Source organism: Acidobacteriaceae bacterium, from assembly GCA_035944135.1.
Classification (GTDB): Bacteria; Acidobacteriota; Terriglobia; order Terriglobales; family Acidobacteriaceae; genus Granulicella.
Genome location: DASZBM010000001.1, coordinates 342,724 through 357,943, shown reverse-complemented (window position 1 = coordinate 357,943; position 15,220 = coordinate 342,724). Strand labels below are relative to the sequence as shown.

At 59.6% G+C, this 15,220-nt stretch carries 9 protein-coding genes; 2 read left to right on the top strand and 7 right to left on the bottom strand.

Translation table 11 applies throughout. The annotated features are described in order from the left end of the window. Nucleotides 1-75 precede the first annotated feature (75 nt). Complete coding sequence (ada, locus tag VGU25_01290; GenBank protein HEV2575818.1) at nt 76-1,176, bottom strand: bifunctional DNA-binding transcriptional regulator/O6-methylguanine-DNA methyltransferase Ada; 1,101 nt, start codon at nt 1,174-1,176, stop codon at nt 76-78. A 248-nt stretch (nt 1,177-1,424) separates the two neighbouring features. Here ada and VGU25_01285 point away from each other — a divergent pair, with 248 nt between their 5' ends. Next, nucleotides 1,425-4,154: a TonB-dependent receptor gene (locus VGU25_01285; GenBank protein ID HEV2575817.1), complete on the top strand. Its 2,730-nt coding sequence runs from the start codon at nt 1,425-1,427 to the stop codon at nt 4,152-4,154. A gap of 4 nt (nt 4,155-4,158) precedes the next feature. On the opposite strand, the gene VGU25_01280 is transcribed toward VGU25_01285, so the two are convergent. From VGU25_01280 to VGU25_01270, 3 genes are all read right to left on the bottom strand, one after another. Continuing rightward, nucleotides 4,159-5,073, bottom strand: coding sequence for a transglutaminase family protein (locus VGU25_01280; protein HEV2575816.1), 915 nt, complete (start codon nt 5,071-5,073; stop codon nt 4,159-4,161). Between the two features lie 156 nt (nt 5,074-5,229). After that, nucleotides 5,230-6,402 carry a methionine adenosyltransferase gene (metK, locus tag VGU25_01275; GenBank protein ID HEV2575815.1) on the bottom strand — a complete coding sequence of 391 codons (1,173 nt, stop codon included), beginning with the start codon at nt 6,400-6,402 and terminating at the stop codon, nt 5,230-5,232. 357 nt (nt 6,403-6,759) lie between these two features. After that, nucleotides 6,760-10,521, bottom strand: coding sequence for a TonB-dependent receptor (locus VGU25_01270; GenBank protein ID HEV2575814.1), 3,762 nt, complete (start codon nt 10,519-10,521; stop codon nt 6,760-6,762). Nucleotides 10,522-11,132: 611 nt separating this feature from the next. Between VGU25_01270 and VGU25_01265 the strand changes: the two genes are divergently transcribed. After that, entirely contained in the window at nt 11,133-12,011 is an 879-nt protein-coding gene (locus VGU25_01265; protein ID HEV2575813.1) for a MurR/RpiR family transcriptional regulator, read from the top strand. Here VGU25_01265 and VGU25_01260 read toward each other — a convergent pair. From VGU25_01260 to VGU25_01250, 3 genes are all read right to left on the bottom strand, one after another. Beyond that, the gene (locus VGU25_01260) at nt 11,996-12,472 is read right to left on the bottom strand and encodes a helix-turn-helix domain-containing protein (protein HEV2575812.1); all 477 of its coding nucleotides are present in this window, start codon (nt 12,470-12,472) and stop codon (nt 11,996-11,998) included. The genes VGU25_01265 and VGU25_01260 overlap by 16 nt on opposite strands. Nucleotides 12,473-12,536: 64 nt before the next feature. Next, nucleotides 12,537-14,126, bottom strand: a complete 1,590-nt coding sequence (locus tag VGU25_01255) for a glycosyltransferase family 39 protein (protein HEV2575811.1) — start codon at nt 14,124-14,126, stop codon at nt 12,537-12,539. 3 nt (nt 14,127-14,129) lie between these two features. Beyond that, complete coding sequence (locus tag VGU25_01250; protein ID HEV2575810.1) at nt 14,130-15,146, bottom strand: hypothetical protein; 1,017 nt, start codon at nt 15,144-15,146, stop codon at nt 14,130-14,132. Nucleotides 15,147-15,220 lie beyond the last annotated feature (74 nt).

Below are 15,220 nucleotides of genomic sequence, written 5' to 3'. Positions count from 1 at the left end.
GCCATGATTTTACGGATTCCGGCCGACGTCTGTTCCACTTTTCAATAGAGAGGCGAAGCCGCAAGTCCAATAGAATCAGTCCGTCGCTTCAACTGGGCAGCTGCCTTCCATCGCCAACAGGCGTCGCTTCCGCTCGACGCCCCAACGATATCCGGTCAGCCGTCCGTCCGCACCCACTGCCCGATGACATGGGACGACAACGGCCAGCGGGTTGGCGCCACACGCAGCACCAACTGCACGCACTGCTTTCGGTGCGCCGATTGTCTGCGCAATCTGGGAGTAAGTTCGGGTTTCGCCGCGCGGGATTGCGCGCAGAGCTTCCCAGACGCGATGTTGGAAGGATGTTGCGCGTACGTCGAAGGGCAGGGAAGCGGCGCTCGCGCTCTCCGTCAGATGCGAAAGCACGAACGGCAGGGCCTGGCCGAGGCCAGAGTCATCCCGTTGCAATGTCGCTTTCGCGAAGCGCGCTTCCAACTCTCGCTCGGCTTGTTTGTCGGAGTCTGCGAAGAGCACAGCGCAAAGTCCGCGATCGGTCGTCGCGACCAGCACGCGTCCGAGCGGCGAGTCCGCCGTCGACCACCGGATCGTTTCGCCTGCGCCGTGAGCTTTCATCGTCGAGGGTCGCATACCGAATGCGCTCTCCGAATTTTGATATAGCCGGCTCGACGAGCCGAAACCAGCAGCATACAACGCCTCAGTGACGGAGGCAGCAGGCTCGCGCACCTTCTGTCGAAAACGCTCGCGGCGTTGAGCCCTCGCGAACTCGGTTGGCGTGACACCGAGCACACGCTGGAATCCTCTAAGCAGCGCGAACCGGCTCAGACCAACAGCCTGCGCGACTGAATCCAGAGAAATGGGTTCGTCGGCCGCCTCGCGCAGCATCTGTGCGGCGCGGGTAATCGCATGCGAGTGAGGCTCGGTGCGGCCGCCCAAGTGCGTGGGCTCACAACGCAGACAGGCGCGGAACCCGGCAGCCTCTGCCTGCTCACATGTATGGAAGAACCGGACATTCTGTCGTGCGGGATGACGGCTTGGGCAGCCGGGCCGGCAATAGATTCCAGTCGATTGCACCGCGTAAACGAACGATCCTTCGGCGCTCGCCTCTCTGGCAAGTACTTGCTGCCACGCGACTTCGTTGTCCATCATGGTCGCTCTGTGCACCCTAGGCTTCGGCATCGCAGTTATGTTTTCCATGCGACGATGGTCGCTCGAGGTCACCGTCCGTCGCACTCCGTTCTGTGCGTCTGAATCGATTTTTCAGAGCGGCTACGCTTCATGCCTGCGCAGTTTGGGCCGAGTATACCGTTTTGGGAAGAACCGCCGACTTTTGTGTACCCGTTTGGCATTGATTGCAGTACTCTTACCGGAGCGGCGCGGTCACGTAGAGATGTCCCCCGCGTAGCTCACCTCGTACGGTTTGATGAATGCCGCTTCTGCGTTGGTGTCTTAGTGCGTTTCTGGTTTCGGGCTCCTGTTTTGCCGGCATGTCATTAGACGCGCAAAGCTCTGATGCCCCAGCCACGCTCTCAGGTACAGTCAGCGATCCTTCCGGCGCCCGGATTCAACGCGCCTCTGTGCATGTTCACGGCGACAATCTGGATCGCGATACCGCGACTAACGATTCAGGCTCCTACACGGTTACGCTTCCCGGCGGCGACTATACGCTGACCGTACGGTCTCCGGGCTTTCGTTCGCTGAGCCGGGATACCCAACTGGAGCCTGGTAATCATCGGAACTTGAACTTCAAGCTGTCGATCGACGCCGCCGAAGAGATTATCAGCGTTGGGCCAATAGCTGCAGCGAGCGATCAGGAGGGGTCCCTCAACCTCTCGGCCAATCAGCTAAGTGTTCTCTCCGAGGACCCCAACACGCTACGCGAGGAACTCACCGCGATGGCGGGAAGCGGTGTGGGGCCGGGCGGACCTGAGTTCCTCATTGATGGCTTCAGTAACGGCCAGATACCGCCGAAGTCCGCCATCCGCTCCATTCACATCAATAATGATCCCTACTCAGCCGTCTACGATCACGCGGGCTTTGGAAGGGTCGAGATTGAGACACAGGCGGGCGGTAACCAGCTTCATGGCATGCTCGATATCGGGGGGACCGACAGCGCGTTTAACTCGCAGAATCCCTTCACTACCACAACAGAGCCGTCGTACCACCAACTTCTCTTTCGCGGTAATGTTGGTGGCCCAATCGGAAAGGTCACGTCGTACTTCGTTGCGGGCACCAGCAATGATCTCCAGAACAATGCAATCGTGAATGCGGTTGATCCACTGGCGCCTCAGGCAACAGTGTCCGAGGCCATCCCGGATCCGCTGCATGATGACGACTACAGCTTCCGCCTCGATCACCGCTTCTCGCAAGCGAATCAGATCAATGGACGCTACGAGATTCACCGCCTGAACCAGACAAACGGCGGCGTAGGTTTGCTGGTTCTGCCGACGGAAGGTTATACCAGCCACTCCCTCACGCAGACGCTGCAACTGGCTGATAGTGAGATATTCAACCCGAAGATCGTCAATGATCTCCGGTTCCAGTACATCCGTACCCGGCTGACGCAGGACCCCAACAGCATGCAGCCAACGATCATCGTCGAAGGTTCATTCGCTGGTGGCGGATCGCCGACGCAGCAGATGCGCGATAACCAGGACCAGTATGAACTGCAGGAGAATCTCTCCATCGATCGCGGGCGTCATTTCATCCGCGCGGGGCTGCGGTATCGTCTGCTTCGTGAGAGCAACGACTCACAGGCCGGCTACAACGGGCAATACATCTTTCCGGATGTAGCTTCCTATGAAGCCGGAGAACCCACGCAGTTCGCTTTGACCGCCGGCCAGTCGAGCGCCGCTGTCAGCACAGGTGATTTCGGTTTGTATGCCGAAGACGAGTGGAAGCTGACGCGCAGATTCACATTGGATTACGGCCTTCGTTATGAAACGCAGTCCGCGGTTCCGGACCACAACGATCCCGCTCCACGTGCCGGCTTCGTGTGGGCGATCGGGAGCAAGGCGGCGAAGGCTCCATTTGTGACATTGAGAGGAGGAGCGGGGCTCTTCTATCAGCGTCTTACCCCCGCGAATCTCTTGCCGTCCGTCCGGCAGAACGGCATCAGCCAGACCGCTTACTTCGTCCAGAACCCCGGCTTCTACGATCCCAACTCGGTGCCACCAGTCTCCTCACTCAAGGCGACCGAGCCGACAATCTACAGTCTTGATCCGCACTTCGCTACGGCGAGCACGCTCGTCAGCAGCATCAGTGCGGAACGCATGATTGGCCATATCGGCACGATCGCCGCGACCTTTCTCGAGGCCAACGGAAGGCACCAGTATCTTCTGCTGAATGCGAACGCACCATTGCCGGGCAGCGATGTCCGGCCGCTTGGAGTCAGCGAGAACGTCTACCAACTCACGCCTGAGGGAACGGGACACGAGCGGATGTTCTTCAGCAATTTCAATCTCAAGCCAAGCCGGCGGTTCTTCCTCTTCGGTTTGTACGTTGCGGAGCGCGACAACAGCGACTCCAATGGGCCATCGTCGTTCGCCTCAAACCCGTACAACATCCGGCAGGATTATGGGAGGGACGACACGGATCTTGCTCAGAACTTTTTCATGGGCGCCGGCGTGAATCTTCCATATGGCCTCGCTGTTCAGCCGTTCGTCTCAACACGCAGCGGCCGTCCGTTCAACATCACGACCGGCAGCGACCTGAACGGCGACACGATCTACAACGACCGCCCAGCCTTCGCGACGGATCTCTCGAGGCCATCGGTGGTCCGCACAGCGTACGGAAACTTCGATACGAACCCGCTGCCGACGCAAACGATCATCCCTTATAACTACGGCCGCGGGCCGGCGCTTGCATGGGTGGATCTGCAGCTAACCGAAGCGCTTCATATTGGTCCTCGGCCAGCGATGAAAGCTGCTCCGCAAAATGCTGGAGGAGCAACTCCGCAGCGGACTCATCCGGAGCGCCCGTGGACACTGAACTTTTCCGTGGAAGCGCAGAATCTCTTCAACCGCGTGAACCCGTCGCTGCCGGTCGGCGTGCTTTCATCGCCGCTGTTCGGGCGTTCGCTGTCGATCGCGACCGACTTCAGTCCCCTCACAGCGGCGAGCCGCACCATTTTGCTGCACTCGACGTTTACGTTCTAACGATCTATTTGAATCCAGGGTGCTGCTGAACCTCGCCCTGAATCGCTGCCTGCGATGGAGGCAGTGCAACCGCCTTGCCATCGGCGCCAATCTCGGCCGATGCCACGTAGAAATGCGTAAGGTTCGCGACAGCGAAGCTCGTGGTGATCGCTACGTCAGCTGCATCTCTCCCGGCCGCCATCAGAATGCGTCCGATTCTCGGCTCGTTGTGTCGAGCGTCCATGTCCCACCAGCGTCCGTCGAGCCACACCTGATACCACGCGCTGAAATCTCCCGGCCCGCTATACGGTACGCGGATGTCGCCAAGATATCCGGTCACATAGCGGGCCGGTATGTTCATGCACCGCGAGAGCGCCACTGCCAAATGCTGAAAGTCGCGGCACACCCCAACGCGTTCGGTGAAGACATCCATAGCACTCTTCGTCGGGCGCGCGGTCGCGTAGTTGAACGTGACTTTTCCGTGCACCCAATCGCGGATCGCAGAAGCCTGTTGCCAACCAGGGGTGAAATGTCCGAAGAGGTCATGCGCGATTCCCGCAAAGCGATCAACCTCGCAGTAGCGGCTCGGGAGCAGAAACTCGAGCACGTTCGGCGGCAGATCCTCGACCGGCGTGATAGGCAGGCCGAAACCTTGCGGATCAGCTGTCTCGCTCGCATTTACAACGGTCTTTCCGATCAGCCGAACAGCCCCCGGAGGCGCAACAAATCGCGAGCACCGGTTCCCGAAACGATCGATGAACTCTTCAACGATCAGCTCGGTTGCGGCTTCGTTCTCCGCGCCAGGTCCTGCATGCTCCACCTTCAATTCGCCGGCTGTGATCAACTGCGGCTCGAGACTGGGATGGACGTGCAGCATCGCCACGACCGGTGTGCGATACGGAAGATGGAACTGGATGTCGAATTCTGACCTGATCAACACAAATATCTCCCCGCGCGAGGAGACGCGCCGCTACATTTGATGCCATCGAGGCTCACGCGCGCCTTATTCAGGCGGTCGGACAAAGTCAGTTGTACCCGTTCCTCAAAGCAGAAGGGGAGCCATTCGGCTCCCCTTCGCATTCTTGATTGAGGCTCGTTACTTCGCGACCAGCTCAGCCTGCGCGCCTGCTTTCAGCGCCTCGGCCTTGTCCGTCGCCTCCCACGTGAAGCTCTCGCCGGAGCGGCCGAAGTGCCCGTACGCCGCGGTCTTCTTGAAGATCGGACGGCGCAGGTTCAGGCTCTCGATGATGCCCTTTGGGGTGAGTGAGAAGTTCTCGCGGACCAGTTCGATCAGCCGCTGCTCGCTCACCGTGCCGGTGCCGAACGTGTCGACGCGCACGCTGACCGGCTCCGCCACACCGATCGCATAGGCAAGCTGTACCTCGCAACGATCCGCGAGTCCGGCAGCCACGATGTTTTTCGCAACGTAGCGCGCCATGTACGCCGCCGAGCGGTCGACCTTTGTCGGATCCTTGCCCGAGAACGCGCCACCGCCGTGCCGGCCCATGCCACCGTACGTGTCGACGATGATCTTGCGGCCGGTCAGTCCGGTGTCACCCATCGGTCCGCCGATGACGAAACGTCCCGTCGGGTTGATGTGATACTTCGTCTTGGCGTCCAGCAGTTCGGCCGGAATCACGGCCTTGATCACCTGCTCCAAGATGTCCTTGCGAAGCTGTTCGTTGCCAACCTCTTCCGAGTGCTGTGTCGAGATGACGACTGCATCAACGCGCACGGGGCGATAGTTGGAGTCGTACTCAACGGTCACCTGGCTCTTGCCGTCGGGTCGCAGGTACGGCAGCTTGCCGTTCTTGCGAACCTCGGTCAGCTTCTCAGCGAGGCGGTGCGCCAGCGAGATTGGGGTCGGCATCAGCTCCGGGGTCTCGTTGGTCGCGTAGCCGAACATCATGCCCTGGTCTCCGGCGCCGCCGGTATCCACGCCCTGTGCGATGTCGGGGCTCTGGCGGTTGATCGTTGAGATCACTCCGCAGGTGTTGCAATCGAAGCCCTTGAGCGCATCATCGTAGCCGATCTCGCGAACTGTTTCGCGAACCAGCGTCTGGAAGTCCACGTAGGCCTGGGTAGTAATCTCGCCGGCTACAACGACGAGTCCGGTGCAGGTCAGCGTCTCGCACGCGACGCGGCTCAGCGGATCCTGCTCAAGGCAGGCGTCCAGAATCGCATCTGAGATCTGATCGGCAATCTTGTCCGGATGACCTTCGGTCACGGACTCCGAGGTGAAGAGAAAACGATCGGTTGTGTTCGCCAAAGCGAAAGACTCCTGAATGAGATAGCCGGACCTTCTTGGGCGAGGGAAGGTGCTGTCGAAGCCGCCTTGTCCTGGTTGGGCCAAAGAACCCGACGACCGGTCTCCTCCGCCGCACACGCTCCACCCCAAAGGCAGGCAGACTTGGCGGGCTCCGGTCGCTCTACAGCCGACGGGAATCGGATCTGCGGAACCTTCTTATTTTACTCTGCCGACGGCCTCGCTGCCGCCGCGCAACACGCATTGGCGATATTCCCGCACCGAACGGGGTTCCTGCGCAGTCAGACGGTGATTGACTGCACGGCAAAAGAAGAAGGCGCCCGCCGAAGCGAGCGCCTAAGTAGATTGTGAATCCAGCGTTTAGAAGTCGAACCGTCCAGCGAACTGCAGAATACGTGCATCGCGGTAACCGGTGACCGTTCCGAAGAGGGTCGAGGTTGCGCTGCCGGAGACTGTGTTCACGTTGGTGTGGTTGGCTACGTTGAATGCCTCGGCACGGAACTGGAACTTTAGATTCTCGTAGATCTTGAAGTTCCGGAAGATACCAAGGTCCGCTGTCTGGTAGCCAGGCATGTCGATCGAGCCACGCTTTGCTGTACCGGGGTAAGTGGCAGCCGGATCCTGGGCCTGGAACATGCCCGTGTTGAACCACGGATCAAGCCCCTGCTCATATTTCTTGGTTGCCTTTAACCGGATCCCGTTGCCGTTGCGTGGATCGCCAATTTGATTTGGTCGGAGGCCGGCACTTGTGGCGCCGAGAACGCCCAAACCTACGTTGTCGTTCACGATGTTGTTCGGATTGTTTGAAGGAGCGATCGTCGTGAATCCAGCCGTATTCTGGATGGCGACGCCGCCGCTCGCACTCACCGTCAGCGGAAGCCCGGTGGCTGCAGAGTAGATCGCCGAAATCTCCCATCCGCCGATTACGTGACCCTTCAGGCCATGCTGTTCGCGGTACCAGGGCAGCTCGAAATCACCGTCCAGGTTCAGGATCAGCTTGCGGTCATCCGACGCGCGGCCGTAATCGCCGTTTACGTTGTAGATGTTCTGGATGAAGCCGGAGTAATCGGCCGGCGAGTTGGTGAGGTCGCGAGACCATGTGAAGTTTGCATCGAGGTAGGTTTTTCCGCTGAACTTCTTGGTCGCCTTCACTTGGAGACCGTTGTAGTTCGAGCTGAAGATCGTGCGCATCGCATCGATCGCGTTGTAGCCCAGATACGGCTTGATCTGGTTCAGCACGTTGTCGCAGGCTGTCGTGATGAATGCCGGGCCTGAGTATCCGGGAACAACGCATCCAGAGTTCGCAGTCCTGGGATCAACGACTCCGCGCCATGCGTTGGGGACCGGCTGATCGATCTCTTCAGCACCGGCGAGATGCGTTCCATGCGTTCCGAAGTAACCCACATCGAGCATGAAGCTCGGGCTGAGTGCCTGCTGAATATCCATCGAGTACTGCTGCGTGTAAGGTGTCTTCACCTCCAGCGGCACTGCCTGGACACGGGCGGGAGTTACAGATGGTGTGCTGGCCGTTGCGCCGCCGGCAGGATTATCGAGCACCGCGTTGGTCTGCGAGTACGTTGCAATCGCCGGAGGGTTGCCCCAGTCGGTGGTCTCCCAGTAGCTCGTCTCCAACTCGTCATAGGCCCAACCGTAGCCGCCGCGGAAGGCAGTCTTGCCGTTGCCGAAAACGTCAAAGGCCCAGCCGAAGCGCGGTGCGATGTTGACCTTCTGAACCGTGCCGACATTCCTGCCAAATGGCGAAGCCTGGTTGTTGTTCTTGGCACTTGGATCGCCGAAGATCAAGCCATTGATGTAGTTTGGTCCCACATAATCCGCATTTGGATTAGGAGAGGTAGACTGCCCCGCATTGCTTCCGCTCTGCGTGCAATTCGCCGCGGTAAAGCAAATGAAGCCGTCATTGTTGATCGTTGGCGCCTTCGATGCAGAGTAGGTTGCCGGATCGAAATTGTTTCCCAGCCCCGCCAGATCCACGTACGGAGAGTCATAGGTGTAGCGAGCGCCGAGGTTCAACGTCAGTCGCGAGGTCGCCTTCCAGTTGTCCTGGAGGTAGAACTCGAACACGTTCATATTTATGTCGACTCTGTTGTTCGTTGAGGCCTGCGAGAAACCGTTATTCGCGTTACCTGTAAGGAAATTCGAGAACGCCTGGTCCTCCGAAAGGGAAGCCGGTTGTCCTATAGAAGTTCCATTGACCACCGGCGGTGTGACGCAGGCAGAGCCCGGGGTGGTACAGCTGGCATAAGTTCCATCGCCTTGAAACGCGAACGTGCCCTGGTTGCCGCTGGTCGCATTGTTCTCTGTTTTCTCATAGTGGTCATAGGAGAAGCCGGCCATCAGCGTGTGGTTGTGGAGCGTCTTGGTGACGTCTCCAAAAGCCTGGTGGTTGATTCCGTGATCGTTGTAGACCGCGCTTCCGCCGAGCTGAGTCATGAGACTGGTGAAGCCGATCGTGGGCACCAGACCAACGATGTTGGTATAGGGTGTCGGGACCTTGATGTCCGGCGACGAGGACGAAAGGAGTGCGCCCTGCGGAACGGTCAGGATCGATCCATTCGAGTACGCGTACCCAACGTCAGCAACCAGCGAGGGGCTAATAACCCATGTCGCCTTGGCCAGATGCTGCGTGCCCGGATTATCCGAAACCGTGCCGGAGAGCCCTGGAATCGGAACCGCCACGAACGTGCCCGCACCGATAAAGTCAGGGAACGTATCGTGAATGTAGCGGTACATAATGTTTATCTTTTGCCCAACCTGCTGATCGATGCGGACGACCGAATCCAGGTTCGGATATTGATTCGGCAGGGTCGTGGTGATCGTGTGGGGATCCAGACCGAGTGAGGCGTTCAGCTGTTCGTTTGGCACCGGAATGATGCTGTAAATGTCCTTGAGATATGCCTGAGCAGTCGGCGAGATGTTGGTAACCTGAGTGCCGGTAGCTGTGCAGGTGTTGGTCTGGGTTGCTGCCACATAGGTGAATGCGGTGCAGACGTTTACAGGTCCCTGCATCCAGACAGTTTGACCAGAACCGTTTTTAGCCTGGTACCAATCGTTGCTGAAGTCGCCCTTCCGTTCCGCCGCCGTTGGGACGACACCCGTCCCGGTTGTATACGTGATCTCCTTCAGCCAATTCTCTGAAACGAACCAGAACGTCTTGTCCTTGCCGTTGTAAACATGCGGTATCCACAGCGGGCCGCCGACAGTGAACCCGAAGTCGTTATAGCGGTACTTCGGGATACGCGCTTTGTTGAAGTCGTTGAGATAACCTGCCGCGTCGAAGAAGTCGTTCCGGAAGTACTCGTACGCGCTTCCGTGGATCATGTTTGTGCCGGACTTGGTAACGACGTCCACCTGGCCGGCCGCGTTGCGTCCGTACTGCGCGCTGTACTGCCCGCGGAGCGTTTTGAACTCGGCGATGGAGTCCGGGCTGGGATAGACATAAAGCGTCAGGTTCGCGCCGCGGTCCACATTGTCCGCGCCGTCAATCGTCCAGTTGTTGGAGGTGTCGCGGCCGCCATCTACGGAGAAGTTCACAACGCTCGACGCGCCGTTCACGCCCACGGGCCCACGCTGCAGAACGTCCGTCGTGCCACCATAGGCGACGCCCGGCTGCAGGTTCATCAAACTCTCATAGTTCCGCGAAACCATCGTGAGTTCGTTGATCTGCGTGCTGTTGATGAGTCCGGCCGAGGTTGCATCCTGAAGGTTCAACTGCACCGGGCTGGCCTCTACGGAGACTGTTTCACCCGTGCTTCCAGGGGCCAGAGACCGGCTCACCGTGAGCGCATCATTCACGTGAAGCACCAGTCCCTTCACGTCTTCGGTCTTGAACCCCTGGTCGGTGATCTCCACCGTGTACGTGCCCAGCGGCAGATGAGTCGCGGTGTAGAAACCCGAACTGTTCGTTGTTTCGGTCGCCAGTGTCGAGCCGCGGTCGGTATTGATCAACTTCACCGTCGCGCCCCGGATCGCAGCTCCGGTCGAATCCGTAACCGTCCCGCTAATGCTGCCGCTGGTCGTGTCCTGCGCGTTGGCAGCGACCATAGCCGTAGCCATAAAAGCGGCGCAAAGTGCCGCTCCCATCCTTCGCATGGTTTGAGTCATCTGTTGCCTCCAAAAAACTTCTGAACTGCCGGTCTCAAAACTCCGCCTCGGGACCCGCTCACATCTTCCCAGGGCGACTTTTCGCGCCTCATTGGGCTTAGAAAAAGCAAAACGTCCCGGAGCCGCTGGGGCTCTAGGAGCATCGGGCAAATCCGTTTACAACTTCCACGTGTCCTGCTTGATCTGCTCCGGGTGGAGCATTTGTTTCACGCGGTATAAATTTTCAGAGTTCAAGCCGAACATTATTCTGACGCCCCTATGGTGTCAAGCGCATTCTGCTCGACAGTGCCGGGAAATATGCCAGGCTCCTCTGATTTGCCAATTTCCCTGCAGTCTGCGCGACTTGCGTCATCTCCGCAGTGCCTCCGGAATGATCCTCGGTGTCCCATTCTGGGCAGGTTCCGCGGGTCGATTCGGGCTGCCTCTTTAGTCTGCTTCCGTCCGTTCTTTACGAAGCGGTACAAATGTTTCACAAATTCGTATACCTTGGGAACCCAGGCCACCTCCATCGGAACCAATGCACGCACTCCCGCGGTCTCGGGCGCCTTCCGACTGAGCTACGCCGGGCCGGCTCGCAGTTATCTCCGGTATGCCACGAGGGATGCAAGCGTATGTCCATCAAGAGGGAAGCCAAACACCCGCACTTTCCTACAAGCATGGCTCTCCAGCTGCAGCAGCTCAGCGAAGGACGCCGCGAGATCATCCGCCCGGTCCTCGAAAACCCCCGCGAGTTCGTTCTCCTGAACGTTCGCGACATGGCTCGCCGTCTCGAAACCGGGCCCGCCACCGTGGTTCGCATCGTTCGCGCGCTGGGCTTCGACACCCACAAGGACTTCCAGCATTATCTGCACTATCTGTCGGTCTCGAGCGCCACCATTCTCGACAGCATGCAGGCGGGCGGCAACATCACCGAGATTTCAAAGATCCTGCGCGGCTCGCGCAATCAGATTAACCAGAACATCGAATTCGTCCTCGAACGACTGGATCTCCATCAGGTTCAGAACATCGCCACACGCATTGATCAAGCGGAACGCACCTTGCTTCTGGGCGGCGATATGGCCGCGCCGCTCGTGGAATACATGGAGTACCACCTGACGATTGCCGGGCTGCCGGTGGTTGCCGCTACCAGTCCGGGCCGCGCAACCCACTTGGCGCGTTCGGCAGGGAAGAAGGATCTTGCTCTCGGAATCAGCTTCCGCCGCGGCCTGCGTATGACCATCGAAGGCGTGCAGCGGGCGAAGGAAAACGGCTCTTACTGTGTAGGTGTGACCGACTCGCCGCTGTCACCGCTCGCGCGCTTCTGTGACGAGCTCGTGATTGTGCCGATTAACAGCTTGTCGTTTGCCGCCAGCTATGTGGCGCCCATCGCCCTGATTGATCTGATTACTGCAGGTGTGGGCAGTCTGCGGCGCAAGCAAGTGGTTGACCGCCTGCGCGAGGCCGACTTCGAACAGAAGCACGGCTATCGCTGGTATCAGACCGAGTCGTAGCTACGAAAGACTGGTGCCCTGGAGACGCCGCTGCTGGCTGCGGGGATCGGCTTCGGCTGTGCGATCAGGTGGGGCCGGAGGGTAAAGTGCCACGCCACCCATGCAAGGGCGACTAGCCCCAGCACCATCAGCATCACGCCGAACCATCGCCGCCGCTGCCCACTGGCGCTACTCAACCGATGCTGCCGTACGCTTTCGGCGAACGCTTCCCAGTCGGGCTCGGTGGTCGTACTTAGATCACTGGACGTAAAGCGGTCCATCCACTCGCGCTCTTCCAGGCCGACAAACTGACAATAGCTGCGCAGAATGCCTTTGTTGAATACACCGCCGGGTAGATCGGAGCTCCGTTCGTCTTCAAGTGCCCGCAGGTACCGAATCGACACGCGCGTACTTGCGGCAATCGCCTCAAGCTCGACGCCGCGCTTCACCCGCTGCTGTTGAAGATCTCTTCCAAACCCCACGTGCATCTCCGCTGTTATCTTGACCCGCCTTTTGACGATGGCCGTTTTCTCGCGAGACCCATGGCTAGCGCTGTCTGAGCTCCCGGGGGAGTTCAAGCAGGAGCACCGTTTGCCCCTCGATCGTCCTGGCCTGGACCGGATGAAGCCTATCGGTCACCTCGGCAGGACTCCCGGGGAGATGTTCGCCGTCCAGAATTGCATGACTTGCGTGTAAGTCCAATGCCTCCTTCGTGATTGCGTCTAACCCATTGGCAGGCATGGGGATTGCAGGCAACCCGGTAGTGACTGAAAACTGAACGGGATCCGGTGTCATAACAATTGTCGAACCGGGGTCGTCCGTCGCTCCCATCGCCTCCAGCGCACGCGCCTGCGCCCGGTCGGCCTCCCCAATTTGGTTCATTGGATCAATGGAGCGCCGATCATCCATCACTCCGCTGACAAGGTAAATCGTCGCGACAGTCGCCATCAGCACTCCCGCGAGCCGCCGCGTCTTCGCCACCCTCAAGATCGCCAGCACCACCACAACCGCGACCGCCGGTAGCAACGCGGTAGAACTCCGCAGCGCCGAGAACACACCCACCGCCGGCAGCACCAGACAGTAGACCACCAGCACTGTAACCCCGAAGGCCACCGGTCCAGCCAACTCCGGCATCCCCAACTTCCCACCCGCGTCGCCATCCCGTCGCACGGCCAGCGCCGGTAGAAAAACCAGCGCCGGGTACCCCAGCACTAGAGCCAGCACCCTGTAGACGATCAGCGCCGTGGCACCGACGCGCATGGTCACCAGGTGCTTCAGCCCATGCGACAGCATCGTGTGCACGTTTACCGGTACGCCGTAGGTGGTGAAGTCGCTCAGGTCGTTCAGATACAGCGCCTGTCCCGCGCCCGCCGGAAACGCTGTCCCAAGCACGTGCCGGTATAGCAGATGCATCGGCGCCAGAGCCAGCCCAAAACCCACGAGCATCGCGATCGCATACGCGACGGAAACGCCTGACGGGCCACCGTCTGAGTTCCTCCGCCGTTCGACCACTGCTCTCCAGCGCAGCCACAAAACCGCAATCAGAGGGATCAGCAACAGCCCGGCATCGTTGCGAATCATGTACGCGGCGCCGACGCATACGAGCGCGAGGATATCCTGCACCAGCCCCTGTCGCTTGACCGTGAACAGCGCCAGGAACCACGCAATCGCTGCTGCATAAAACAGTGTCGGGTCCGGTGTTAGCGACCCACCCCAGCCCGGTGAAAAAAGCAGGCAGAGCGCGTAGCTCGCCAATGCGATCTTACGGCTGCCCGTTGCCCGTTCCCCAATAAACCACGCCGCCGACGCCCACACAACGCCGGCCAGTGTTGCGATTACCAGTGCGCCGTGTAGTGTCACTCCGCCGAGTGGCCTCAACAAAGCAAACAGAAGGGAAACGCCCGGCCGCCAATATTCAAGCCCAGTGTTGGGGACCTGCAGGTGATTCAGCTGCAGGTCAAACAGAAACGGCACTCGGAACGAGTGATATCGCGTGAGGTCCTGTGCCACTCCGAGCGCATAACAAGAGTCCGGCGTGCCGCAAAACGTTACCTTGCGCGCAAACCATACCCGAAGCGCAACAACAAGCAGCGTAAGGCCCGCGGCGACGCGGCGTTCGCCTCCGGCGACTCGCATCCGCTAGACCTCGACTCCGCGGCCATTCAGCTGCGAGTTGGACGAGATCCGCCGGATTGCAAGCTCCATGGTTATCGGGATCAACACCACTGCAAACGGGATAAAGATACGCACTTCATCTAGTTTGCCCATGAGAATCCATAGAGCGAAATAGATCGCCGCTCCCAGCAGCAGCCCTCGGCTACCTGTATCCAGCGCGGCTCGCTGTCGCCACGCCTGCACTGCAGTCCAGGCCACCGGAAGCATGAAGATGAGAAACGGCGGAAACGTCAGCGGCTGGTGAAGATCACGTGTCACCATGAACACCGGAACGTTGCCATAGCTCGCGTGCGGGTAAACGACGCGCATGATGTAGAACTGCGTGCCTGCCGCAACGGCGATGCAAACCGCAGAAGTAACGATCGAAGCACGCCTCGAGATCGATAAGCCTCGCCCACTGCCGAATACGGTCATCAGCAAGATACCCGCGTTGAGCGCGCAGGGCACATCGGCTCTGATCCATGCCTGGGCGGCTGCGGCTGCGACCAGGCCGCAGATCGTTAGCGCCGTTCCACCGCGTTCGTCTCGCCGGCGCGTCCACAGCCACGCCATGCACGCTGTCAGGCCGAAACTCGGCAGCGTCTCCGGCCGGAAGAAGAAGTAGACCCAAGCCATGTAATAGCAAACCAGCAGCACCAACCCCGCTGAGGCAAACCATTGCAGCGTCGTGCTTGACTCCCGAATCGCCGGCCTGCGCAGCAGCAGGTCGTACACAAGCAGCGCTCCCGCAACGGATGCGATGACATCCATCAACGTGAAGCCGTAGCGAAACTCCCAGGAAAGGTGCTGCACCAGCCACCACGCCGCCATCTTTACGCCGATTCTGTACTGCTCCGGCGCGGTTCCGGTGCCATGCACGAACGGCATCCAGTAGCCCGTAAAGTAATGGTCTACATCGCTGTACTGCCAATAACTCTGGTCGCAGATGCCAAGCACCGCCGCAAGCAGAAGGACGCGCGTCGGTAGCTGTGGGCTGAGCATCCCCGTGCCCAGCTCCGGGGGCGCGATATCCCTTGGGCTGTGCTCAAGCGGCGCAGTCTCGCTTCGCAGAGGTG

What these genes read in the sequence shown, in the direction of transcription:
- ada (HEV2575818.1), bottom strand. Translation starts at nt 1,176, where the DNA reads ATGCCGAAGCCTAGGGTGCACAGAGCGACCATGATGGACAACGAAGTC.
- VGU25_01285 (HEV2575817.1), top strand. Translation starts at nt 1,425, where the DNA reads ATGCCGCTTCTGCGTTGGTGTCTTAGTGCGTTTCTGGTTTCGGGCTCC.
- VGU25_01270 (HEV2575814.1), bottom strand. Translation starts at nt 10,521, where the DNA reads ATGACTCAAACCATGCGAAGGATGGGAGCGGCACTTTGCGCCGCTTTT.
- VGU25_01265 (HEV2575813.1), top strand. Translation starts at nt 11,133, where the DNA reads ATGTCCATCAAGAGGGAAGCCAAACACCCGCACTTTCCTACAAGCATG.
- VGU25_01255 (HEV2575811.1), bottom strand. Translation starts at nt 14,126, where the DNA reads ATGCGAGTCGCCGGAGGCGAACGCCGCGTCGCCGCGGGCCTTACGCTG.
- VGU25_01250 (HEV2575810.1), bottom strand. Translation starts at nt 15,146, where the DNA reads ATGCTCAGCCCACAGCTACCGACGCGCGTCCTTCTGCTTGCGGCGGTG.